At 39.3% G+C, this 24515-nt stretch carries 26 protein-coding genes; 22 read left to right on the top strand and 4 right to left on the bottom strand.

All coding sequences use genetic code 11. The annotated features are described in order from the left end of the window. Window positions 1-75: 75 nt before the first annotated feature. Genes cysM through RMB13_RS18840 form a run of 4 tightly spaced genes read left to right on the top strand, consistent with a single transcriptional unit; the run spans window position 76 to window position 5577 of the window. Window positions 76-1008 carry a cysteine synthase CysM gene (cysM, locus tag RMB13_RS18855; protein ID WP_004641224.1) on the top strand — a complete coding sequence of 311 codons (933 nt, stop codon included), beginning with the start codon at window positions 76-78 and terminating at the stop codon, window positions 1006-1008. Window positions 1009-1020: 12 nt separating this feature from the next. Beyond that, on the top strand, window positions 1021-1839 hold the full coding sequence (locus tag RMB13_RS18850; RefSeq protein WP_311086049.1) for a 3'-5' exonuclease: 819 nt from the start codon (window positions 1021-1023) through the stop codon (window positions 1837-1839). Window positions 1840-1848: 9 nt separating this feature from the next. Beyond that, the gene (rlmD, locus tag RMB13_RS18845) at window positions 1849-3240 is read left to right on the top strand and encodes a 23S rRNA (uracil(1939)-C(5))-methyltransferase RlmD (RefSeq protein ID WP_311086048.1); all 1392 of its coding nucleotides are present in this window, start codon (window positions 1849-1851) and stop codon (window positions 3238-3240) included. A gap of 30 nt (window positions 3241-3270) precedes the next feature. After that, window positions 3271-5577 (top strand): bifunctional (p)ppGpp synthetase/guanosine-3',5'-bis(diphosphate) 3'-pyrophosphohydrolase, encoded by a 2307-nt coding sequence (locus RMB13_RS18840; RefSeq protein ID WP_003655013.1) that lies wholly within the window; start codon window positions 3271-3273, stop codon window positions 5575-5577. 53 nt (window positions 5578-5630) lie between these two features. Here RMB13_RS18840 and RMB13_RS18835 read toward each other — a convergent pair whose 3' ends face one another. After that, window positions 5631-6404, bottom strand: coding sequence for an SDR family oxidoreductase (locus tag RMB13_RS18835; RefSeq protein WP_311086047.1), 774 nt, complete (start codon window positions 6402-6404; stop codon window positions 5631-5633). A 113-nt stretch (window positions 6405-6517) separates the two neighbouring features. On the opposite strand from RMB13_RS18835, the gene mazG reads away from it, so the two are divergent. The 9 genes from mazG (at window position 6518) to yjgA (ending at window position 13153) form a co-directional block, all read left to right on the top strand. Next, on the top strand, window positions 6518-7324 hold the full coding sequence (gene mazG, locus RMB13_RS18830) for a nucleoside triphosphate pyrophosphohydrolase (protein ID WP_311086046.1): 807 nt from the start codon (window positions 6518-6520) through the stop codon (window positions 7322-7324). Further along, window positions 7293-7697, top strand: coding sequence for a ComEA family DNA-binding protein (locus RMB13_RS18825; RefSeq protein WP_311086045.1), 405 nt, complete (start codon window positions 7293-7295; stop codon window positions 7695-7697). Before mazG ends, RMB13_RS18825 begins: the two co-directional genes overlap by 32 nt. Window positions 7698-7822: 125 nt before the next feature. Beyond that, complete coding sequence (pcnB, locus tag RMB13_RS18820) at window positions 7823-9286, top strand: polynucleotide adenylyltransferase PcnB (RefSeq protein WP_311086044.1); 1464 nt, start codon at window positions 7823-7825, stop codon at window positions 9284-9286. Beyond that, window positions 9283-9765 carry a 2-amino-4-hydroxy-6-hydroxymethyldihydropteridine diphosphokinase gene (gene folK, locus RMB13_RS18815; protein ID WP_311086043.1) on the top strand — a complete coding sequence of 161 codons (483 nt, stop codon included), beginning with the start codon at window positions 9283-9285 and terminating at the stop codon, window positions 9763-9765. Before pcnB ends, folK begins: the two co-directional genes overlap by 4 nt. A gap of 46 nt (window positions 9766-9811) precedes the next feature. Next, window positions 9812-10621 carry a 3-methyl-2-oxobutanoate hydroxymethyltransferase gene (panB, locus tag RMB13_RS18810; protein ID WP_132070798.1) on the top strand — a complete coding sequence of 270 codons (810 nt, stop codon included), beginning with the start codon at window positions 9812-9814 and terminating at the stop codon, window positions 10619-10621. A gap of 3 nt (window positions 10622-10624) precedes the next feature. After that, on the top strand, window positions 10625-11473 hold the full coding sequence (gene panC, locus RMB13_RS18805; RefSeq protein WP_005036795.1) for a pantoate--beta-alanine ligase: 849 nt from the start codon (window positions 10625-10627) through the stop codon (window positions 11471-11473). A gap of 23 nt (window positions 11474-11496) precedes the next feature. Next, complete coding sequence (rapZ, locus tag RMB13_RS18800; RefSeq protein ID WP_003655028.1) at window positions 11497-12348, top strand: RNase adapter RapZ; 852 nt, start codon at window positions 11497-11499, stop codon at window positions 12346-12348. Further along, a complete protein-coding gene (locus RMB13_RS18795; RefSeq protein ID WP_013198928.1) occupies window positions 12345-12614 on the top strand; it encodes an HPr family phosphocarrier protein in 270 nt (89 codons plus the stop codon). The genes rapZ and RMB13_RS18795 overlap by 4 nt, the downstream gene beginning before the upstream one ends. Window positions 12615-12616: 2 nt before the next feature. Beyond that, window positions 12617-13153 (top strand): ribosome biogenesis factor YjgA, encoded by a 537-nt coding sequence (gene yjgA / locus RMB13_RS18790; protein WP_005036793.1) that lies wholly within the window; start codon window positions 12617-12619, stop codon window positions 13151-13153. A 47-nt stretch (window positions 13154-13200) separates the two neighbouring features. Here the strand turns inward: yjgA and RMB13_RS18785 are convergent, their stop codons facing one another. Next, complete coding sequence (locus tag RMB13_RS18785) at window positions 13201-14838, bottom strand: acyl-CoA synthetase (protein ID WP_311086042.1); 1638 nt, start codon at window positions 14836-14838, stop codon at window positions 13201-13203. A 393-nt stretch (window positions 14839-15231) separates the two neighbouring features. Here RMB13_RS18785 and thrS point away from each other — a divergent pair, with 393 nt between their 5' ends. The 4 genes from thrS (at window position 15232) to RMB13_RS18765 (ending at window position 19046) form a co-directional block, all read left to right on the top strand. After that, entirely contained in the window at window positions 15232-17154 is a 1923-nt protein-coding gene (gene thrS, locus RMB13_RS18780; protein WP_005302419.1) for a threonine--tRNA ligase, read from the top strand. A 5-nt stretch (window positions 17155-17159) separates the two neighbouring features. Beyond that, window positions 17160-17711 (top strand): translation initiation factor IF-3, encoded by a 552-nt coding sequence (gene infC / locus RMB13_RS18775; protein WP_080592984.1) that lies wholly within the window; start codon window positions 17160-17162, stop codon window positions 17709-17711. A 228-nt stretch (window positions 17712-17939) separates the two neighbouring features. Beyond that, window positions 17940-18560, top strand: coding sequence for a glutathione S-transferase N-terminal domain-containing protein (locus RMB13_RS18770; protein WP_198496548.1), 621 nt, complete (start codon window positions 17940-17942; stop codon window positions 18558-18560). A gap of 57 nt (window positions 18561-18617) precedes the next feature. Further along, complete coding sequence (locus RMB13_RS18765) at window positions 18618-19046, top strand: YqaA family protein (protein ID WP_311086041.1); 429 nt, start codon at window positions 18618-18620, stop codon at window positions 19044-19046. A gap of 44 nt (window positions 19047-19090) precedes the next feature. Here RMB13_RS18765 and nreB read toward each other — a convergent pair whose 3' ends face one another. Continuing rightward, a complete protein-coding gene (gene nreB / locus RMB13_RS18760) occupies window positions 19091-20344 on the bottom strand; it encodes a nickel resistance MFS transporter NreB (RefSeq protein WP_311086040.1) in 1254 nt (417 codons plus the stop codon). A 236-nt stretch (window positions 20345-20580) separates the two neighbouring features. Between nreB and rpmI the strand changes: the two genes are divergently transcribed. The 4 genes from rpmI to RMB13_RS18740 all read left to right on the top strand — a co-directional run bounded on the left by rpmI (window position 20581) and on the right by RMB13_RS18740 (window position 22354). Further along, entirely contained in the window at window positions 20581-20775 is a 195-nt protein-coding gene (gene rpmI, locus RMB13_RS18755; RefSeq protein ID WP_003655048.1) for a 50S ribosomal protein L35, read from the top strand. Between the two features lie 11 nt (window positions 20776-20786). Continuing rightward, window positions 20787-21146 carry a 50S ribosomal protein L20 gene (gene rplT / locus RMB13_RS18750; protein WP_000124858.1) on the top strand — a complete coding sequence of 120 codons (360 nt, stop codon included), beginning with the start codon at window positions 20787-20789 and terminating at the stop codon, window positions 21144-21146. Window positions 21147-21236: 90 nt separating this feature from the next. After that, entirely contained in the window at window positions 21237-21794 is a 558-nt protein-coding gene (locus RMB13_RS18745; RefSeq protein WP_311086039.1) for an NADAR family protein, read from the top strand. Window positions 21795-21850: 56 nt separating this feature from the next. Beyond that, window positions 21851-22354, top strand: a complete 504-nt coding sequence (locus RMB13_RS18740; RefSeq protein WP_311086038.1) for a GNAT family N-acetyltransferase — start codon at window positions 21851-21853, stop codon at window positions 22352-22354. A 6-nt stretch (window positions 22355-22360) separates the two neighbouring features. Here RMB13_RS18740 and RMB13_RS18735 read toward each other — a convergent pair whose 3' ends face one another. Next, the gene (locus RMB13_RS18735) at window positions 22361-23353 is read right to left on the bottom strand and encodes a hypothetical protein (protein WP_311086178.1); all 993 of its coding nucleotides are present in this window, start codon (window positions 23351-23353) and stop codon (window positions 22361-22363) included. Window positions 23354-23511: 158 nt separating this feature from the next. On the opposite strand from RMB13_RS18735, the gene pheS reads away from it, so the two are divergent. Further along, window positions 23512-24492, top strand: a complete 981-nt coding sequence (pheS, locus tag RMB13_RS18730) for a phenylalanine--tRNA ligase subunit alpha (protein ID WP_003655056.1) — start codon at window positions 23512-23514, stop codon at window positions 24490-24492. The last annotated feature ends 23 nt before the right edge of the window (window positions 24493-24515 follow it).

Below are 24515 nucleotides of genomic sequence, written 5' to 3'. Positions count from 1 at the left end.
AAAAAGCATATTGAAATGGGTGCAGTACCGAGCATTTTTTCATACAATAGGCCCACCTCGATATAGGTATTGATCATGAGTAATACACAACCTGACTTTTTAGCCGACGAATTTTTGTTAGATCACTATGTAGGTAAGACACCTCTAGTTCGTTTGCAGCGATTAGCTTCTCATACGCAAGCGACGGTTTTAGCAAAATTAGAAGGCAATAATCCGGCAGGTTCTGTAAAAGACCGTCCTGCATATAACATGATTATGCAGGCAGAAAAACGTGGTCAAATTAAGCCAGGCGACACCTTGATTGAGGCAACCAGTGGGAACACAGGTATTGCTCTGGCAATGGTTGCTGCAATGCGTGGCTATAAAATGAAACTTATTATGCCGAACAACATGAGTCAGGAGCGTAAAGATGCGATGCTGGCTTATGGTGCAGAGCTGATTGAAGTAACACCACAGCAAGGGATGGAAGGTGCACGTGATTTAGCCTTGCAAATGGAAAAAGACGGTAAAGGGCACGTTTTAAATCAGTTTGGTAATCCTGATAATGTTGAAGCTCATTACTTAACGACAGGCCCTGAAATTTGGAAACAAACAGGTGGGAAAATTACCCATTTTGTAAGCTCAATGGGTACAACTGGTACCATTATGGGTGTTTCTAAATATTTAAAAGAACAAAACCCAGATATTCAGATTGTTGGTTTACAACCAGCAGATGGATCAAGTATTGCCGGTATTCGCCGTTGGCCAAAAGAATATTTACCTACTATTTTTGATAGTAGCCGTGTGGATCGTACTATTGATATTCCACAAATTGATGCTGAAAAAACCATGCGTAAATTAGCACGTATGGAAGGCATCAGTGCGGGTACATCTTCAGGTGGTGCAGTATGGGCATCCATCAAGATTGCAGAAGAAAATCCAGATGCTGTTATTGTTTGCATTATCTGTGACCGTGGCGACCGCTACTTGTCTACAGGACTGTTTTCAGTACAGGACGATAACTCATAATTGAGAGAAATAATGCGTTTCCCAACCTTAGTTTTTGATATTGAAACTTTAACTGATTTAAAAGCGGGAGCGCATTTATATCATCTTGATTTGCCAGAGGCTGATGTAGAGCAAGCGTTGACTAAACTGCGCCGTCAAGAATCAGGCATGGATTTTCAGCGCTTACCTTTGCACGAAATTGTTTGTATTTCTGGTCTATGGATTGATGAATCAGGTTTTAGATTATTTTCTTTTAGTCGTGAACAATATTCTGAAGCCGAGATTTTACAGAAATTCTTGTCAATTTTTGATAAGCGTCATCCGACTTTAGTGAGTTGGAACGGCTCACAATTTGATTTACCCGTTATTCTATTTCGCGCAATGTATCATGGGCTTTCTGCACCGGGCTTGTTTGATAAAGGTGAGATTGATAGCCAGAAGCGTTTTAATAATTACCAAAACCGTTATCACCATCGCCACATTGATTTAATGGACGTGATGGCAATGTTTAACGGGCGTAATTTTCAAAAGCTTGATGATATTGCCTGCATTTTAGGTTTGCCGGGTAAGCGCGGTGAGTCGGGTTATCATGTGCCGGAATATGTCCGTACGCAGCAGTGGTTAAAACTGACCAGCTATTGTGAAGGAGATGTACTTAATACATGGTTCGTCTATGTACGTTGGTTGTTATTAAAAGGACAATTAACAGTAGATGAGCATAATGATTGGGTAAACTCTAGTATTGATTATTTGAAAAATATTCCTCAGCAAGCAGATTTTCTTGAAGTATGGGAACGTACCTCAAAACATAGTGAATTTACTTCACACTATTTTAATTCTTCAGATTTTTAGGTTCATCCTTTGAAACAACAAGCCAAATCTCGCAAGCCCCAACAACCTGAATATATTTTTCAGGTTGAAACACTTTCTCATGAGGGGCGGGGAATTGCGCATTATGGTTCTCATCCTGATCATCCCGCAGATAAGCATGGCAAGAAAGTTTTTATTCGTTATGCATTGCCCGGAGAAACTGTAAAGGCCAAGATTACCCATCAAGCAAAGCGTCTTGAAGAAGCTGAGATGGTGCAGTTGTTAGGAGAACCGTCAACTCATCGTATAGATGCAGTTTGTCCTCATTATGGTATTTGTGGTGGCTGTAGCATGCAGCATATCCATCCTGATGAACAAATCCGTTTAAAGCAAAGTGTGCTCCAATCACATTTACAGCATTTTGCAGGTATTCAACCTGAACAGTGGCTAGAGCCGATTCGGTCTTTACAAAGTGATTATCGCCGTCGAGCACGAATTGGTGTGCGCTATTTGCCGAAGCCAGATCGCTTAATTATGGGGTTTCGTGAACATCATAGTAATCGCTTAACTTCTATCCATAGTTGTAGCGTTTTGGATAAAAATTTATCAAATAGTTTGCCTGAGTTACGCACTTTACTCCAAAGTCTAAAAGGCAAAGTGCATATTGGTCATGTAGAATTAGCAAAAGGTGATCATGAAATTTCTTTATTGGTTCGTCATGTAGAAAAATTAAACAATTCTGATGTCAACCAATTAAAGCAATTTGCGTTAGACAAAGGGTGGCAGTTGTATTTGCAACCTAAGGGTCCTGAAAGTATTCATCGTATTGATGATGAAAAAGGTGCTTTACGTTTACATTATGCTTTAGAGAGGGTTAATGTAAATTTTGCTTTTTCGCCATTGGATTTTACGCAGGTCAATGCCACAGTAAATGAACAAATGGTTCAATTGGCATGTGAATTGCTTCAATTGCAACCAGGTGAAAAAGTACTTGATCTATTTTGTGGTTTAGGCAATTTCTCGCTTCCGTTAGCACGATGTGTTGGTGAGAGTGGACAGGTTGTTGGTGTGGAAGGGAGCGAAGAAATGGTTCAACGGGCAACAGCTAATGCAAAATGCAATAGTTTGGTGCAGGCAACCTTCTTTTCACAAGATTTAACAAAAGATTTTTCGCATCATTCTTGGGCAAATCAAGGATTTGATGCATTATTGATTGATCCTCCTCGTGCTGGTGCATATGAAATTATGCAGTATGTATCAAATTTTGGAGCAAAAAGAATCGTTTATGTATCATGTAATCCAGCTACACTGGCAAGGGATGCAGGTGTTTTGGTCCAATATGGTTACCAGTTAAAAAAAGCAGCGGTGATGGACATGTTTACGCACACAGAACATGTTGAATCCATTGCACTATTTGAAAAAATTCAAGAGATAAACGATTAAAAACATGAGTTACATATTGAGGAGAATGGTATGGTCACAGTACGTGAACAGTTACCTGAACAACTAACTGAGTTGTCCGAGGAAACGACTGTAGAGCATGCCGCCGAAACGCAAATCGGTTTAGCCTCATGGTTGGATCGAGTGCGTGAAATATTAGATGGGGCGAAGCTTGAACAGCTTGAAAAGGTTGCGAATGAAACCCTGCAAAAAGAGTTAGAATCAACGGTTAATCATCGGTCCAATACTTTCGCTACTGGCGTTGGAATGGCCGACATTTTGGCACATCTCCATGTAGATGAAGATACTCTATCGGCAGCTATGCTCTATCGTAGTGTGCGTGAAGACATTACTGATATAGAAGAAGTAAAAAAGAAATTTGGAGATCAGGTCTATAACCTTGTCAAAGGCGCTTTGGCAATGGGTAAACTATCTGAACTCATTGAAAAAAATAAGCGGTTAGAAGACCACTTCAATAACAATCAACGAGAACATTTAAGTGGCATTTATAAAATGCTGATTTCGGTCACCGAAGATGTTCGTGTTGTTTTAATTAAACTTGCTGAACGTACCTATTCTTTACGAGAGCTGGCAAATTCCTCTCGTGAACGTCAAGAACGTGTAGCACGTGAAATTCTTACTATTTATTCGCCATTGGCACATCGACTCGGTATTGCTCAGCTTAAATGGGAACTCGAAGATCTCGCTTTTCGTTATTTAGCTCCGGATCGTTATAAAGAAATTGCGTCATTACTGAATGAAAAACGTTTAGAGCGTGAACATTATATTCAGTTCGTGATTGATCGTTTAAAAAATGAGTTGGCGTCTTACGGAATCGAGTCAGAAATCACAGGTCGAGCAAAGCACATTTATTCGATTTATCGAAAAATGAAAAGCAAAAACCTGAGTTTTGATCAGCTCTATGATATTCGTGCCTTACGTGTGTTGGTTAATAGTGTCCCAGAGTGTTACCACTCTTTGGGTATTGTTCATCAAATCTGGCGTCATATTCCGCATCAGTTTGATGACTATATTACCAACCCAAAAGCAAATGGTTATCGCTCTTTGCATACTGCTGTAATTGCTGAAAATAAATCGCTTGAAGTACAAATTCGTACTCATGAGATGCATGACGAAGCAGAGTTAGGGGTATGTTCGCACTTTAACTATAAAGAAGGTTCAAAGAATACCGACCATTCCTTTAACCATCGTTTGCATTCATTGCGTGCTGTTCTAGAACACTACCAAGAACGCAATGAAACGACGGTACATCAAAATGAAGATGAAACAGAAGGCTTTGATCAACTACAAGATTTTGAAGGTTTTGAGAAGATTTATGTTTTCAGTCGTGATGGTGATATTAAGGAATTGCCTCGTGGCTCGACAGTTTTAGATTTTGCTTATCATGTGCATACAGAAGTAGGGAACAAGTGTTACGCAGCGCGAGTTAACCAGCGTTATGTGCCATTAACCTATACTTTAAAAACTGGCGAACAGGTTGAGATTTTAACTAAAAAAGATCGTGATCCAAACCGAGATTGGTTGGTGAATTCTTTAGGTTATATTAAAACCTCTCGTGCTCGTGACAAGCTGCGTCATTGGTTTAGACAACAAGATCGTAGCAAAAATCTTGAAGTAGGCCGTGAACTTCTCAATAAAGAACTAGCTCGTCTAGCGATTCACCCAAAAAGTATCGACCTAAATGATTATTCATCACATTTTAACGTGAAAACGGGTGATGACATTTTGGTGAGTCTAGTAAGCGGTGATATTAGCTTACATGCCTTGATTAATCAGGTGAACCGTCAAATGCATCTAGATCAGGATGAACCTGAACTAGTGCTTAAACCAGCATTAAATCCACGCGCTAGCCATACATTGTCGGCTCATGGAATTTTAATTGATGGTTTAGACAATGTAGAGCTGCACATCGCGCAGTGCTGTCAGCCCGTACATGGTGAGTCAATCGCTGGATACATTACTTTGAACCGTGGTGTTAGCATCCATAAAGTCATTTGTTCAGACTACCAGCGTATGATTAAGCAAGAACCAGAGCGTGCTGTTGAAGCCGATTGGGAAATGCAGCCAACACGTGGTCAAAGCGTTCAAATTGTAGTTGAAGCTTATGATCGTCGTGGTCTGCTTAAAGACTTAACTCAAGTGATTTTCTCTGACCAAATCAATATTCGTCAGGTCAATACAATTTCTGAAGCAGATGGTATTGCGAATATGAAATTGTTAATTGAGGTGAAGGGTTTAGCACAGCTGTCTCGTTTGTTGGCTCGCTTAGAGCAGCAACCTGGAATCATTAGTGCGCGACGCATGATTCAAGGTGTTTAACTGAATTGAGTAATAAAAAAGGCTGTCAAATGACAGCCTTTTTTTATTGTGGATTACTTCCTTGATAAATAAATATTAGTGAGTCGATTTAGAAATTGGGGGCTTAAGGTTGAGAGTTGGTAAAGCAGTTTGGTTTTTATGCCAACTGGAGTGTGAGTAGGAGTCCAGAAATGAGCTTTTTTCTCTACAAGCGTAAGCACCTGTTGGGCAATATCATTTGGAGTTAAATCTACCCCCATATTTTGAATAGTGCCTGCATCCATATTGTTAACCATTGCAGTTTGTACGAATAGCGGCATCACATCTAAAACACGAATACCATATTTTTTCCATTCCACATCTAAGCCTTCAGTAATTCCGCGAACAGCAAATTTACTGGCTGAATAAGAAATCAAATCAGCTTGCCCATAAATTGCAGAAGCTGATGAAAGATTGATGACACGTGCAAAAGATGCTTGCTTTAAATAGGGTAGAGCAGCGTGACAGCCATTGATGACACCGTTTACATTAATATTTATTGTTCTTTGGTGGGATTTAATATCAGTCGTTTCAAATGCACCAGAATATAAAATACCTGCGTTATTTACCAAGATGTTAAGTTCGCCAGCCCAGTCAGTAAACTCTTTTAATATGTGTTGCCATTGGTTGTAATCACTTACATCTAGATAGCCAGCACATGCATTTGGCCCTAAGTCTCTTGCCAGTTTTTGAGCAAGCGACTCATTAATATCATAAATGCCTACTTTATATCCCTGTTGGTAAAATACACGTGCAATTTCTGCCCCAATACCTTGAGCGGCACCACTAATCAGAATACTGTGTCTCATCTTTTTTTCTCTTTGTCAGTACAATAGTGCGACTGATTTAATCGCTTTGATTTTGATCATAACAAATTAAGATCTTAGTTTTACTGACCGACTTTTTGAACTTGAGGGTTACCATGGATAAGTTGCTTAAAATTATGCAAGAGTTACGTGAAAAATGTCCGTGGGATCAAGCACAAACACCCATGACTCTTACGAAATATGCCATTGAAGAAGCCTATGAGGTCGAGGCTGCTATTCGTCAGGGCGATATTAATGAAATCAGAAATGAGCTAGGCGATTTGTTATTACAAGTCGTGTTTCAATCACAAATGTTTAGTGAGCAAGGCGCTTTTAATTTTCAAGATGTGGTTGAGGCAATAAGTGAAAAGTTAATTCGCCGCCATCCACATGTTTTTCAGGCAGATCAATTTAATAACTTAACGCCAGAGCAAGTAAGTGAGCTTTGGAAACATATTAAACAGCAAGAAAAACAAGGCAAGCCGCAATCAAGATTAGACGAAATAAAGCATGGACCTGCCCTCTTGCAGGCACAAGAAATTCAAGAAAATGTCGCAAAAGTTGGGTTCGACTTTGAAACCGTAGAAGATGCTTATGGAAAACTAGAAGAAGAGCTAGACGAGTTTAAGCAAGCACTAAAAAATCAAAATATTGATGAAATTCAAGATGAATTTGGAGATTGCCTGTTTTCATTAGTCAATGTAGGACGTAAACTTGCGATTTCAAGTGAAACATCACTTTTATCAACAATACATAAATTTAGAAGCCGTTTTGCTTTTATTGAAGATCAAGCGCAAAAACAGCAAAGAACATTAGAAGACATGACCTTGTCTGAAATGGATGAATTGTGGAATCAGGCAAAGCGGCAGTTAAAGTTAGGGGAAAAAACACATGCAGCTCAGCATGAATCTTTGGAAGAGTAAGTATTATATTTTTATTGTTTTATTTTGGAGCCTGATTTCATCGACACTGATTCAGGCCCAATCTTTCGATCAAAATTTTAAGGAGTGGAAAGCTAAACAGCAGATGTATGATCAGAAGTTGAGCATGCAACACGCCTCTCATTCTAGTGCTCCAAAAAGCTCAGCCATGACTGACTCTTCGGGACAAGTTCACTTGAATCAAGCCAATATTGATGAGCTTCAGAAGCTAAAAGGTATTGGTGAGAAAAAGGCTCAAGCGATTGTAGAATACCGTCAAAAGAATGGTGGCTTTAAAAATATTGATGAATTTAAAAACGTAAAGGGCATTGGTCCAGCTATTTTTGAAAAGAATAAAACGCGGTTGAGTTTATAAATCATGTGTTTGTCAATTGTCATTTCATGCGCAAACTACAGAGAATCAAATTGCCCTTTGTGTGCGTTAGAGCTATGATTAGCGACAACTTGTTATTTACGTCCTGACGTAGGAGACAGCGTCTTTTGCAAACCTTGCGAGCGTCAAAATGTGGTTTGTCCACAGCCCAACTTCCTTCTTCGATTTTAGATGTGATCGATAGCCTGACTAAAGCTGGCTATGAAGCTTATATTGTTGGGGGTGGTGTCCGTGATTTAATGCTAGGGTTTAATCCTAAAGATTTCGATGCAGTCACCAATGCGACACCTGCTCAAATTAAAGAAGTTTTTGGCCGACGTTGCCGAATCATTGGCCGTCGATTTGAATTGGCACATGTCTATTCAGGGCGTGAGCTTATTGAAGTTGCAACATTCCGTGCCCCTCCTAAAAAAGCAGTTACGAGTGCCTCAGGCATGATTTTACGTGACAATAACTGGGGTACCATCGAACAAGACTTTGCTCGACGTGACTTTTCTATCAATACCTTATATTACCAACCGCGTAAGGCTATTGTGCTCGATTTTTGCAAAGCAATTGACGATGTTAAAAACAAAACTTTGCGTTTATTGGGTGATCCAACACAGCGTTTTGAAGAAGACCCTGTGCGTATGCTGCGAACTCTACGCTTTGCAGCCAAGTTAAATTTCAAAATTGATTCAAATATTCTCGATATATTTGATGCCGAAATGACGCAATTATTGCGTGATGTCTCGCCGCATCGTTTATATGATGAATCTCAGAAGCTCTTCACAATGGGACATTTGGCGCGTGTTTTGCCAATGTTGATTGAGTTTGGTGTCTGGAAGCAACTTTTTGCCGATATTCAGCCTAATCTCACTGCATTTATTTTAAGAGCAGCAAAGAATACAGATCAACGTATACAAGTGGGTAAAACAATTAACCCTGCATTTTTCTATGCGGTTTTATTGTGGCAGCCGTTTTTAGAGCGTTGTGAATTTTATTTATCTAAAGGTATTGTGCCGGCCGAAGCGCGTGCACAGGCTGGTTTAGATGTCTTAAAACGTCAAGCGACACGTACAGTTATTCCTCGTTTTGCAGAAACTTTTATTCGTGAAGTTTGGGAAATGCAAACTCGTTTGCTCAATCCAAAACCACAGCAAATAGAAGCATTGGCAGGGCATGCTCGCTTCCGTGCTGGTTTTGACTTCTTATTACTCCGTGAAAAGTCAGGTGATGACACAACACAAGGAATGGGAAGCTGGTGGGAATCCTACCAAGAAATGTCAAATGACGAAAAAGAAGCTGCTATTAGCCAATATAATCGTCAGAAAGCTAGAAACCGTCGTAAAGCTGCTGCTGAGCCTATTGAAAATAATAAAGTTGAGACGGAAATTGAACCTTTAGTTGATATTCCGGAACCACGCACTCGCCGTGGGAAAAAAGAACGTACTAGACAAGATCAGACAGTAAGCCGATTTGTTGAAAAAGCGACTGCTTTGGACGCAGGTGTGATGGGCGATCATCCAATTTTAAAACGTAAGCGGGTACAACGCGATTTAAGCCAAGTTGTTTTTGGGCCAACGCAATGACAATAACCACTTATATTGGTTTAGGAAGTAATTTAGGCGATTCACGTCAAATTTTATCTGAAGCCATTGCCAAGCTTAAAACCTTAGGAATGGTTAAAGTTTCTAAACTTTATCAAAGTCCACCTATGGGGCCTCAAGACCAGCCAAATTATTTAAATGCAGTTGCAAAATTAAATACGGATCTTGCGCCTTTAGATTTGTTGGATCATTTACAACGGTTTGAGCAAGAAGCTGGCCGTGTGCGACTCCGTCGTTGGGGTGAGCGAACCTTAGATCTGGATTTGCTTATTTATGGCAATGAAAAAATTCACAATGAGCGCTTAACTGTGCCGCACATAGGCATTCTACAACGAGATTTCGTTGTGATTCCTTTATTAGATTTAGATGCTGATTTACAGATTAATGATCAGCCACTTAAAAATTTAGAACTGATACAGCAGCCAACGCTGACTGTACTTGCGGATGAGTCTTGGGCTTAAGCTCTCGATTCATTATGTTCTGCAAACTCCTGTAGAGGATATCATCATGATTAGTCTAAGTGACTTAAGAAAATTTAAAGCCGAAGGACGTAAGTTCTCTTGTCTAACTTGTTACGATGCAAGCATGGCAAAAGCAATGGAACTTGCTGAAATTGATACAATCTTAATTGGTGATTCTCTTGGAATGGCAATTCAAGGGCGAGATTCAACTTTGCCAGTAACCGTTGAAGATATGGCTTATCATACGGCAGCGGTACGCCGTGGTAATCAACATGCCTTGATTATGACAGACTTGCCATTTATGAGTTATGCAACCTTAAATGATGCTTTGCAGAACTCAAGAACAGTCATGCAAGCTGGCGCTCAAATGGTGAAAATCGAAGGCGGTGCATGGTTAAGTGAAATCGTGCAGGTTTTAACCCGTAATGGCGTACCTGTTTGTGTACATTTAGGCTTAACACCTCAATCTGTACATGTATTTGGTGGTTATAAATTACAAGCGAGAACACGTGAAGCGGCAGATCAACTCATTGCTGATTGTACAGCAGTAGTTGAGGCGGGTGCATCGGTGTTATTACTTGAATGTGTACCTGCTCAGTTGGGACAAGAAATTGCTGAATTATTCCCAAATACACCTGTAATTGGTATTGGTGCAGGTAATGCAACCGATGGTCAGGTATTGGTTGTACAAGATATGTTAGGTTTAACTTTTGGTCGAGTTGCGCGTTTTGTACGTAACTTTATGAAAGAGCAATCAGGTGAAACTGCTATTTTAGATGCGTTTAAAGCTTATCATGCTGCGGTACTTGATCAGTCATTCCCTGCTAAAGAACATACTTTTCACGTTGAGCTGTAATTCATGAAAACAGAAACCACCATACAAGGTCTTGCAGCTTCTTTAAATCCTGCTAGAGCTGCACGTAAAATTATTGGTTTTGTCCCAACAATGGGAAATCTACATGAAGGACATCTCACACTTGTTCGTGAAGCGAAAAAGTTATGTGATGTTGTGGTTGTGAGCATTTTCGTAAATCCGACTCAATTTGGACCGGGTGAAGATTTTGACAACTATCCTCGTACTTTAGAACAAGATAGCCGCCTGCTTGCCGATGTAGGCTGTGACATTATTTTTGCACCATCAGTTGAGCAAATGTACGGTACACAACCGCGTTTAACGAACATAAGTGTAAACCAGATTACAGATGCTTTATGTGGTAGTTCACGTCCGGGGCACTTTGATGGTGTAGCTTTGGTGGTAACTAAGCTCTTTAATATTGTGCAACCCAATTATGCTTTCTTTGGGCAAAAAGATTACCAGCAGTTAGCAGTTATTCGCCAGTTTGTACAAGATTTAAATATTCCTTTAGAAGTGATTGGTGTGCCAATTGTTCGTGCAGCAGATGGCTTAGCACTTAGCTCAAGAAATGGTTATTTAAGCGATGAGCACCGTCAGGTGGCTCCGGTTATTTATCAAAGTTTGAAGCAGGCTGAGCAACAGTTACATCAAGGCAAAGATTTGCAACAAGTTGTAGAAGATATCAAAACTCAGTTGACAGATAATGGTTTTGTTGTTGATTATGTCGAAGCTCGTCAGACAAATCTGTTACCTGCTACTCAATTTGATCGTGATATTGTGTTATTTGTCGCGGCAAAACTGGGGGCAACCCGTTTGATTGACAATTTAGAAGTTGCCTTTACACCCCAATAAATAGATCAAAGGACAGCCATGCCATGAAGCGTATACTTATCGTGACAGGACAGTCTGGTTCAGGAAAATCTTCAGCCCTTCAAGTATTAGAAGATTTGGGCTATTACTGTATTGATAATTTGCCTTTGGCATTGCTGCCTGAAATTGTGGCAAAGCTAGATCATGAAAATAACCTAGAGCAATTGGCTTTAGGTGTGGATGTAAGAAGTACTCGGGCAGATATGCAAGAGTTCGATCATGTTTTTGAGCAACTACAAAGACATGGGACGGTTGATGTTATTTACCTTACTACGCAAGATCAGGATCTGATTGCACGTTTTAGTGCATCGCGTCGTCCACATCCATTAGCCAACCGTTTTAAAAGTCTGTTGCAATGTATTCATGAAGAAAAGCAGTTGCTGCTTCCAATTCAGTTCCGCGCTACGGTTCATATTGATACAACAGATAAAAGCGTTCATGATTTAAAGCATATTTTACTGTCTAAATTGGGGCAGTCAGATAAGCTTATTGTCATATTGCAGTCCTTTGGATATAAACATGGCATTCCTTTAGATGCCGATTATGTTTTTGATGTACGGCATTTACCAAATCCGCATTGGGATTTAGAATTAAGACGTTTTTCTGGTTTGGATGAGCCAGTAAGACAATTTTTAGAAGCAAGTCCACAAGCAAACGAAATGTTTGATGATATTCTTCACTTCTTAAAAAAATGGCTTCCAGCATTTGCTGAAGGACATCGTCACTATATGACGATTTCTATTGGTTGCACTGGAGGTCAACATCGTTCGGTTTATATCGTAGATAGACTAAAACAAGCACTTGAGGCAGAATGGTCTGTTCAGGTCTTACACAGAGAAATGAAGCACTGGTCATGATAGACACAACTGTTGATGTAATTAATAAACTCGGTTTACATGCTCGTGCATCAGGAAAACTGATAGAGGTCACTACAAAGTTTCGTTCGTCGATCCAGATTGGGAAAGGCGATCATTTGGTAGATGCAAAAAATATTATGTCTTTGCTGATGTTAGGTGCAGGTAAAGGGACCACTTTACGATTGGTCATTGATGGTACCGACGAAGAACAGGCATTAAATGAAGTACTGGCGTTATTCGCAGCAAAATTTTATGAGGCAGATTAATCGTGGCACGTGGTTCCCAACGTTATACTGAAGAAGATTTCGGTTCTTTAGAAGGACGTGCAAGCAAAACCGAACAGAAAAAAGCAGTGCAACGCATGGCTGCTTTAGGTGAGCAACTCGCACAACTTTCTATTAAACAAATTCAGAAACTTCCAGTTGATGAGCGTTTAATTGATGCTTTAATGGAAGTGCAGAACATTAGTTCTTTTGAAGCACGTCGTCGCCAATTTCAACGTATTGGTAAGTTATTGCGCAATGAAGATGAGACCGTTATTTTGTCTTATTTAACCCCGCAGCAAGGCGCAAAAAGACAGGCTCAATTAATGCGTTGGGTTGACCGCATGATTGAACAGGGTGATCCTGCAATTACTGAATTTAGTAAAATTTATAATGCATCGGAACGTCACACCTTGCGTCAGCATGTGTTGAGAATCAACCGTGATAAAACTCAACAGGCGAGTGAAGCAGATATCGAGGCATCAAAAGTTAAATTTGTTAACTATGTGCAGCAAATTGCATTATTGTCTGATCAAGGCTAAAAGCACTTAAATAAAAAAAGCGACGCTCAAGGCGTCGCTTTTTTTATTTATATATTTTCAGCACGTTCTTTTGCCCATTCACGCAAAATGAATTTCTGTAATTTGCCGGTCGATGTTTTTGGAATTTCTGTAATGACCACATCTTTAGGAACTTTAAAACGTGCTAATTCTTTTTGGCAATGTGCAATAATTTCTTCAGGTGTTGCTGTAGCACCCATTTTTAATTCAATAAATGCGCAGGGTACTTCTTGCCAACGAGCATCGGGTTTAGCAACGACCGCAGCAGTTAAAACAGCTGGATGTCTGTACAACACATCCTCTATTTCTAGAGAGGAAATATTTTCTCCACCTGAAATAATAATGTCTTTCGAGCGATCAGTAATTTTTGCATAACCATCGGGATGGCAAACTGCTAAGTCTCCCGTATGGAACCATCCACCAGCAAAAGCTTCTTGAGTCGCTTTAGGATTCTTTAAATAGCCTTTCATGACAATATTGCCACGGAACATGATTTCTCCCATGGTTTGTCCATCGTTTGGTACGGGTTGCATGGTTTCTGGGTCTAATACGCGCATACTGTCTTGTAATGGGTAGGGCACGCCTTGGCGAGAATGAAGTTGAGCTTGTTCGGCAATTGAAAGCTCATTCCATCCCGATTGGGAAGCGCACAAGGCAGAAGGCCCATAAGTTTCAGTTAAACCATACACATGGTTTACGTTAATCCCCATATTGCGCATACCTTCAATAATAGCAACTGGAGGAGCGGCTCCGGCAACCATTACTTCAACATGGTGATCAAAGTCAGTTTGTTTTTCTTTAGGTAAGTTAATAATCATTGAAAGAACAATAGGGGCACCACAGAAATAATCAACTTTATGTTTTGCAATGAGTTGCATGACTAATTCTGGATCGACCTTGCGCAAACAAATATTGGTTCCACCACTAGCTGCAATACTCCATGCAAAACACCAGCCATTACAATGGAAAAGCGGTAATGTCCACAAATACACAGCGCGAGGTTTCATTCCGCAGGCCAATATATTACTTGCAGCGTTTAAATAAGCTCCCCGATGATGATAAACGACGCCTTTAGGATTACCTGTTGTGCCTGAAGTGTAGCTTAAGCTAATTGCATCCCATTCATCATCTGGTAAATGCCATACAAAATTAATGTCGCCTTGAGCTATCCATTCTTCATATTCAAAAGAGCCAATAAACTGATTCTCGCCCTCATATTCATCATCAGCTACATCAATCACAATAATGTGTTGGTCGGGAATAAGAGAGAGGGCTTCTCTTGCCAGATTAACAAATTCAGGGTCAACCAAAAGCACTTTGCTTTCAGCATGTTCTAACATGAAAGCTATTGTTTTTGCATCTAAACGTGTATTGAGCGTATTGAGCACAGCTCCAGTCATCGGTACTGCAAAATGTGCTTCGATCATCGCTGGCACATTCGGCAATAAAACTGATACCGTATCATTTTTACCAATTCCGAGTTGTTTGAGCTGAGAAGCAAACTGGCAACAACGTTGGTAAGTTTCTTTCCATGAAATTTGTCGTTTACCGTGAATAATCGAAGCGTGATTTGGATAAATATAAGCTGCACGCTCTAGGTAGCGTAGAGGCGATAACGCAACAAAGTTTGCGGGTGTGCGTGGCAATTCATCATAAGCACTAACCATGTGAAACAACTCCGTGTTCTATTTTTAATTCATTCTTTGAAAATATGACTTAATACTCATCAAAGCATCTATGCTTTAGTCTTAAAGGGAAATACCCTCCAGTCAGAAAATGAGCAGAAATGCTATTTTCTTCATCTTAAACCACTTGTGTTGAACATGTTTAAAAAATCATCTCAATATGTTTTTAAGTCATTTATTGCTGTTTACCTGATAAGCAAAATGTATTTATGATTTTATGGGCTCAAAGGTTTTCACTTTGCTTGAACAAGTGTAAAATCTTTCAGGTTTTTTAATTTTGATTTACACCGTTTTTATATTTTGAGGTTCGCCTCGATCATAATCTCGCGGTGAAATGCTCCTTCGTATAGGGCATCACTCCTTAAGGATTTTTTTATGCCAATTATCACATTGCCAAATGGCGATCAAAAGAGTTTTGATCACGCTGTATCTGTTATGGAAGTTGCCCAAAGTATCGGGCCTGGTCTAGCAAAAAATACTGTTGCTGGACGTGTGAATGATCGCTTAGTTGATGCATGTGACTTAATTACCGAAGATTCGACCTTACAAATTATCACTCCAAAAGATGAAGAAGGTCTTGAAATTATTCGCCATTCTTGTGCACACCTTGTCGGACATGCTGTTAAACAGCTTTTCCCTGAAGCCAAGATGGTGATTGGTCCAGTCATTGAAGAAGGTTTTTACTACGACATCTGGATGCCACGTCCTTTTACATTAGACGATATGGCAGCTGTCGAAGAGCGCATGAAAAAGCTCATCGATCAAGATTACGATGTCGTTAAAAAAATGACACCACGAGATGAAGTAATTGCTGAATTTACTGCACGTGGCGAAGAATACAAATTACGCTTGATTGCAGACATGCCTGAAGAAACACAAATGGGCTTGTACTACCATCAAGATTATTTAGATATGTGTCGTGGTCCACACGTACCGAACACTAAATTTTTAAAATCGTTTAAGCTGACAAAAATCTCTGGCGCTTACTGGCGTGGTGATGCGAAGAACGAACAGCTTCAACGTATTTATGGTACTGCATGGGCTGATAAGAAACAGCTTGCTGCATACATCAAACGTATTGAAGAAGCTGAAAAGCGCGACCACCGTAAAATTGGTAAAGCTCTAGACTTGTTCCATATGCAAGAAGAAGCACCAGGTATGGTGTTCTGGCATCCAAACGGTTGGACGATTTACCAAGTTCTTGAACAATACATGCGTAAAGTTCAGCAAGACAATGGTTACCTTGAGATTAAAACACCACAAATCGTAGACTTTACGCTTTGGGAAAAATCAGGCCATGCAGCGAACTATGCAGACAACATGTTTACGACTCATTCTGAAAGTCGTAATTATGCGGTTAAACCAATGAACTGCCCATGTCACGTGCAAGTTTTCAACCAAGGTTTGAAGTCTTACCGTGATTTGCCAATTCGTTTAGCAGAGTTCGGTTCTTGTCATCGTAACGAACCATCTGGTTCTTTACATGGCATTATGCGTGTACGTGGCTTTACACAAGATGATGCACATATCTTCTGTACTAAAGAACAAATCGGTCAAGAAGTTGCAGATTTTATTAAACTGACGCTTGATGTTTATAAAGATTTTGGCTTTGAAGAAGTGCAAATGAAACTTTCTACACGTCCAGAAAAACGTGTGGGTGATGATGCGCTTTGGGATATGGCTGAGAAATCTTTAGCAGATGCTTTAGATGCAGCAGGGTTAGAATGGGAATTACAACCTGGTGAAGGTGCGTTCTATGGTCCGAAAATTGAATTCTCATTGAAAGACTGTCTCGGACGTGTATGGCAATGTGGTACTATTCAGTGTGACTTCAACTTACCAGAGCGTTTAGATGCGTCTTATGTGACTGAAGACAATGATCGTGATCAGCCTGTTATGTTGCATCGTGCAATTCTTGGCAGTTTTGAGCGTTTTATTGGTATACTAATTGAACACTACGCTGGTTTCATGCCACCTTGGTTGTCACCGTTACAAGCATGTGTCATGAATATCACGGACTCTCAAGCTGAAGCTTGTGAGAAAGTCGTAGCAAAACTCAAAGAAAATGGTCTTCGTGCCATTTCCGACTTGAGAAATGAAAAAATCGGATTTAAGATTCGTGAGCGTACTCTAGAGCGTATTCCTTACTTGTTAGTTCTTGGTGATCGAGAAGTTGAAGAAGGTACAGTGAATGTACGTACCCGCTCAGGAAAAAATTTAGGTACTATGTCAGTAGATGCATTCATTGACTTAGTGAAGTCTGCCGTCGCCGAACGTGGCCGGTATATTGTGGAGTAAGAAAGATTAAACAGCCTGACCGTAACCAACAACAAGGTGCAAAAAGCAACCGTCCAGCAATTAATGATGAGATCCGTGCAAAAGAAGTACGCCTCGTCGGTGCTGAAGGTGAGCAAAAAGGAATTGTTTCATTAAGTGAAGCACTGCGTGCTGCTGAAGAGGTTGAACTTGATCTTGTTGAGATCGTTGCAAACGCCGAGCCGCCTGTTTGTAAAATTATGGATTACAACAAGCACTTGTTTGACCTGAAGCAGAAGCAAAAAGATGCGAAGAAAAAACAGCATCAAGTGCAAGTGAAGGAAATCAAACTGCGCCCTGCAACTGATGTTGGTGATTATCAAGTTAAGCTTCGTGCTATTTTGAAATTCCTTGAAGAAGGAAACAAAGTGAAGATTACTTTACGTTTCCGTGGTCGTGAAATGGCTCACCAACAGCTTGGCTTAGCTCAATTACAAAAAATTGAAGCGGATGTAGCTGAGTTTGGGGTTGTGGAACAAGCACCAAAAATGGAAGGCCGTCAAATGGGTATGTTACTTGGACCGAAAAAGAAAAAGTAATACTCAAAAAAAGCACTGCAAAAGCAGTGCTTTTTTATAACTAAATACAAATAAAAAAGATGATTTAATTTTTCTCTATTCAGTTTCATTTAAGACAATTAATATATTTTTCTATGAAATTCAATTCTCGAATTTTATGTGTTTTTTGGTGTTGGAAATCTAATCGTCTCTCTTAAAACATGATATAAACCAAGACGCAGCCATGATAATGATGAATAGGAAAATAGAATGATTGATCTATATTATTGGGGAACTCCCAATGGACATAAAATCACAATTGCCTTAGAAGAAATGGGACTGGATTACACTCTTTATCCAATCAATATTTTAGAAAATGATCAATTTCAACCAGACTTCTTGAGAATTTCCCCAAATAATAAAATTCCTGCGATTGTTGATCAAGATGGACCCCGTGGTGAGCCAATTTCTATATTTGAGTCAGGCGCTATCTTGCAATATTTAGGTAGAAAAACTGGATTGTTTTACCCAACAGATGAGCAAGAGCGAGTTGAGGTTGAGCAATGGCTCATGTGGCAAATGGGTGGTTTAGGGCCTATGCTTGGGCAAAATCATCATTTCAATCGTTTTGCCCCAGAAAAAATCCCCTATGCGATAGACCGCTATGTTAATGAAACTAAACGTTTATATAGTGTACTTAACAAACAACTCATTGGTCAGAAGTTTGTCGCTGGTGAATACTCTATTGCTGACATGGCAATTTTACCTTGGATTTTACGTTATGAATGGCAAGGTATTCAGATTGAAGACTATCCATACGTACAAGAATATATTGTGCGTTTAACAGCACGTCCAGCAGTTCAGAAAGCACTATCAATTAAAGTGGCCTAATTTCTTGCTTGGATTTAGTGAATACTTAAAGCAAAAAGTCGTTTGGTGTGATTGATTATGCTGAGCTACTTTTTGCTTTTTATGAGTGCTTTTGGCGCGGCGACATTATTACCTCTACAGTCTGAAGCAGTATTGGCGACTTTGTTATTAAAGGGGCAATATTCAGCTTTGCTTTTAATTGGTATTGCTACTTTTGGAAATGTATTGGGTTCTTGCGTTAATTGGTGGCTAGGCCTAAAGATAGAACAATTTAAACATCGTAAGTGGTTTCCAGTTTCTGAAAAGCGGTTACAACAAGCGCAGAGCTTTTACCATAAATATGGATTTTACTCCTTACTTTTGAGTTGGACGCCTATTATTGGAGATCCCATTACTTTGGTTGCTGGGCTATTCAAAGAAAATTTTTGGCGCTTCCTTGGTATAGTCCTTATTGCCAAAGCAGGGCGCTATTTGTTTATTTACTGGGTAGTAATGGGTTTTATTTAAAATAAAAAAGCATCCGAAGATGCTCTGATTTATACCTATTTAAATTAATCTTCTGAGCTTTTGGTAATGTCCACTTTAAATAGATCATTAGTTTTGAGCCAACAGAAGGTGACGACAACAAGCGTCATACAACCACCAAAAATTGTAGCGGTAATTGTGCCTAAATATTTAGCTGCTAAGCCTGACTCAAAAGCTCCTAATTCATTACTCGAAGACACAAACATGCCATTTACAGCGGCTACGCGTCCCCGCATATTTTCTGGTGGGAAAATTTGCAAAATGGTTTGTCTTACAACAACAGAAATACTGTCACATGCACCTGTCATAGCAAGCGCAAAGAGAGATAACCACATATTATTCGAGAAGGCGAATAGAATAGTAAATATGCCAAAACCTGCTACAGCAAGTAACATGTTACGCCATGCATGTTGAGTTGGCGGAAAGCGGGTTAAGGCAATCATGGTAATGAGTGCGCCAATAGATGGAGCTGCCCTTAAATATCCGAGCCCTTCAGGACCGACTTTTAATATATCTTCTGCAAAAATGGGTAATAATGCGATGACACCGCCAAATAAAACAGAAACTAAATCAAGAGAAATCGCCCAAAGAACAATTTTAGTTTTCCAGATAAAACGGAAACCGTCTCCTAGACTTTCTAAAATATTGTCAGTTTCAATTTTAGGGAAACTACGTTTATGCAATAAGTTAATTAAAATAAAGCAAATAGCGAGTAAAGCAGCAACACTAAATAGGCTAGTTTCCCGTCCTAAATAAGCAAGCATAAAACCACCAAGCATTGGTCCTATAATTACACCACTTTGCCAGCCTATCGTTGTCCATGTCGCACCATTTGCATAGAGTTCGCGCGGAATTAAAAATGGTTTTAATGATGTTGCAGAGGGATTGTAGAAACCACGGATTGTTCCCAAGCCAAAAATGACTGCATAAATACCCCAAGAAAGGAAGTTAACACTGATGTGTTCTAAACCATGTAAGTGGAAAAGTAACCATAAAACCAAGGGAAGAGGAACCGAGAAAAATAAACAGATTTTCATAATAAGCTGTTTATTAAACCTATCTGCGAAATAACCTCCCCAAAGAGAAAGGGCAATAAATGGAATTGCTTCTGCAAGTCCGATTAAACCTAAGGTCAGTGGATCTTTGGTGATTTGATATAATGAGTAGGCAACAATAATTTCTTGAATCAAAATTGCGAGCGTTAAGCAAAATTGATTGATCGTAACGATAGAGAAATCCCGATACCGTAATGCAGCGAAAGCATCATTTTGTATATTCATATTCTTTTGAATTTAAGCGATTGCACTTATTATAGGGGAGGATTTTATGGATTTTCTCGTAATTTGATAATTGATTATAGAAAATAACGTTTATATAAAATAGATGATTTACTATCAAAAAATGAGCATTTTACTTTTGTTTTAAGTTGGGATGCTTTAGAATATCGGCTCCCTTACCTGCAGGTCGTTTTTGCAATGGTGCAAACGTTCCGAACAGGTGTTCAAAAGAGGTTGTTATGCCTAAGATGAAAACTCGCCGCGGTGCTGCTAAACGCTTCAAGGCGACTGCACACGGTTTTAAGCGCAAACAAGCATTTAAGCGCCACATTTTGACCAAAAAATCTGCTAAACGTATCCGTCAATTACGCGGCTGTGTAATGGTTCATGTTTCTGACGTGAACTCAGTTCGTCGTATGTGCCCATACATCTAAGGAGATTATAAATGGCTCGTGTAAAACGTGGTGTAGTGGCTCATCGTCGTCACAAAAAAATTCTTGCTCGCGCTAAAGGTTACTATGGTGCTCGTTCACGCGTTTATCGCGTAGCGTTCCAAGCGGTAATCAAAGCTGGTCAATACGCTTATCGTGACCGCCGTCAAAAGAAACGTCAATTCCGTGCTCTATGGATTGCGCGTATCAATGCTGGTGCTCGTCAAAACGGTTTGTCTTACAGCCGTATGATCGATGGCTTGAAAAAAGCTCAAGTGATCATCGACCGTCGCGTATTAGCTGACATCGCTATGCATGATGCAGTAGCATTTGCTGCTTTAGCTGAAAAAGCTAAAGGCGCATTAGCTGCATAAGCTTAGAGATTCAAAAAAAGGCCGCTTTTTAGCGGTCTTTTTTATTTTTAGTGGTTCTGTTTTAAAAAAGATAATAACCAGAGATAAATGATGAAAGATGAAAAATTTTTAGATGACTTAATTCAAAAAGTGCAAAAAGGTGATCAGTTTAAATATTTATATTTTTGGGGGCATACTCCTAAGCAAGCTGATCTTATTGATAAGAGTTGTTTTAGTCAGTGGTATCCAGCGCAATTTAAAGATGAGGGTATTGAATACTTTACTGCTGAGCACTATATGATGGCGCAAAAAGCAAAATTATTTAATGATGAAGAAATCTTTGCACAGATCTTGCAAGTTAAACATCCGAATGAAGCAAAACAACTAGGTCGTAAAGTGCGCAATTATGATGAAAAGATATGGCAAGAAAAACGTTTTGATATCGTGGTGCAGGCGAACTTTGCTAAATTCTCTCAGCATCCTGAACTGAAAGAATTCTTATTAGCTACGAAAGATCGTATTTTGGTTGAAGCATCTCCAGTAGATAAAATTTGGGGAATTGGTATGGCGCAAGATCATTTACATATTCAAGGCCCATCTCAATGGCAAGGTTTAAATTTATTGGGCTTTGCTTTAATGCATGTTCGGGAGCAGCTTTTAGCTCAATAAATTTGTATTAAAAAATGATACTTAACTTTAAAAAGTAATGATGTGCGGGGAACGAATTGAAATCGTTAAATGAAAGAGAAATTCGTATAGCCACCTTTAAGGATGCATTATCTATTGCAGAAGTACATGTACAGTGTTGGAAAGAAACTTATACAGGTATGCTTAAGCAAGAAATATTGGATGAGCTTAAAGTACTAGATAAGGAGCTACTATGGAAAGAAATAGCCAAAAGCCCTGATCATAAGTTATTTATCTATACTGAAAATGGAATGGTAAAAGGCTTTCTCGATGGTTATCTGAGCCCTGAGAATAATACTGCTGAAATTCTTGCCTTTTATCTTTTGAAAGAAATTCAAAGGCAAGGTATAGGCCGTGAGTTATTTCAAAAGTTCTATCAATGTGCATTAAATCAAGGCTACGCTTTTATTCGTTTAGAAGTTTTTAATAAAAATCCAAGCCGTTTCTTCTATGAAAAAATGGGAGCCAAAATAATTGGCGAAGCCGAACTACCTGAGTTCGGCTTCGAAATAACAGAATTATTTTATCAATGGGAACTGTAATCTTGATTAAAGGCCAAAATAATAAGCCAAGGCACAAATAATAATCGTTAAAACAATCAGCTTAATCACGCCTGAACCAGTGCCTTTATGGTGGTGAGATTTCAAATGTTGTGGATTTTCATTTGATTGCTCGAATGGAGAAGCCTTAACGACTGGAATTATTTGAGCTGTTTGGTAGTGATTAGCAGTCTTAACAATAAGCTTGGCAAACAAATCATCAGTTTTTTGCGTGAAATTTCTTAAATTAATGAGTTGTTCTTGGTCTAGCTCTTCTCCTAAAGGATCATTTGCAAGTCGCTTCTTTTGTTCTAAATGGTTGGTTAATGCTTGAGTACGATTTAAAAGTTGATGGGCATAATCTGCAGGATAATTCTCTGGAATTAAAGCAAGTTTTGGTGCTTGGCTCGTAATGTTTGTACCATCAAAATAAGCTTTTTGAAACTCTGGTTCTTCAAAACCTGCTGCATATTTACTACGAAATAATTCACTATCCATAAAGTCTGCTATTTCTTGCCATGGCGGATTTTTTAAATCTGCTTCAATTTTTTTTGATAATTTTTCAGTTAGTTCAAAACGCCAGAACGTTTCTAAACGAAGTTCGCAGGTTTGTGAAAGGGGGGCTTCAAACTCATTATCATTGTTATACCATTCAGCAAGTTCATGGCCGAAAATCCATGCAAATTTCTTATTATTTTCATGGCTCACAATAAAATGAGTATAAGGTAAAAGCTCAACATTGCTGTTTGGATTTTGCTCTTCATTTAGAAGGCTTGATAAATGTAAGCTAAGCTGAGTGGTGCCTTGTTTTTTTAAAGCTTCCAACCAAACTTGAAAGTGTTGGGCAAGCAAATGCTGAGAAGCTAAGTCACGAAATTGAAAACTATGGTGATCAAAAATATGATGTTGTCGCCATTGGTTAAAGCTTAAATTCTGGCGGAGGTATTCATTCCCATACGTCACAAGCGTAAGTTGTTGTTTCCAAATCTGATTGAGCGCCATAATAGTTGATCTCATTGACGATGCTATTATCTTATACGTTTTATCTTTTTGTTGCCTAATACATTTTTCATGATGGATAAACTTCATCAATTCGATGAAAAACTGTTAGAATGCAGTGTTTTATTATATTTTTTTAATTTGTTGCTTTGAGAGTTAATATGTCACTGGAAGCCCTGACCACAGAAGCGCTTGCTGCCATTGCAGCAGCTCAAGACCTTGTTGCACTTGATCAGGTACGTGTGCAATTTACAGGGAAAAAAAGCCAGCTTGCAGAACAATCGAAAGCATTAGGGAAAATGGACCCTGAAGAACGCAAAGTACAAGGTGCTGCGATTCATGCTGTTCGAGAAACAATTAATACTGCTTTAACAGAACGTCAAGCAGCATTACAGCAGGCAGCACTTGAGCAAAAGCTAGCAAGTGAAACGATTGATATTACTTTGCCGGGCCGCGGTCAGCGTGTTGGTACAGTCCATCCTGTTACTCAAGTACAAGAAAGAATTTGTCAGTTCTTCACTAAAGCTGGTTTTACAGTCGCGACTGGTCCAGAAGTTGAAGATGACTATCATAATTTTGAAGCATTAAATATTCCTGGTCACCATCCAGCGCGTGCTATGCACGATACTTTCTATTTTGATGCCACTCATTTACTGCGTACGCATACGTCTGGTGTACAGATTCGTACAATGGAAACAAGTGAACCGCCAATTCGTATTGTATGTCCTGGGCGTGTTTATCGTTGTGACTCAGATCAAACGCATTCACCTATGTTCCATCAGATCGAAGGTCTATACGTTGCCGAGAACACCAGCTTTGCTGAGTTAAAAGGTTTATTGATTAATCTGCTTAATGAATTTTTTGAAAAAGATTTAAAGGTACGTTTCCGTCCATCATATTTCCCGTTTACTGAACCAAGTGCGGAAGTAGATATTATGGATGAACGTGGCCGTTGGTTAGAAGTTTTAGGCTGTGGCATGGTACATCCAAATGTATTACGTGCCGCTGGTATTGATCCTGATAAATACAAAGGCTTTGCTTTTGGTTTAGGGGTAGAGCGTTTTGCAATGTTGCGTTATGGCATTAATGACTTGCGTATGTTCTATCAAAATGATGTGCGTTTCTTACGCCAATTTGCCTAACAGTTTTTCAGGATTAAATAAGG

This window comes from Acinetobacter sp. V102_4 (genome assembly GCF_031799005.1).
Classification (GTDB): Bacteria; Pseudomonadota; Gammaproteobacteria; order Pseudomonadales; family Moraxellaceae; genus Acinetobacter; species Acinetobacter calcoaceticus.
Note: the sequence above shows the minus strand (reverse complement) of the source record. Positions and strands in the feature narration are given on the sequence as shown.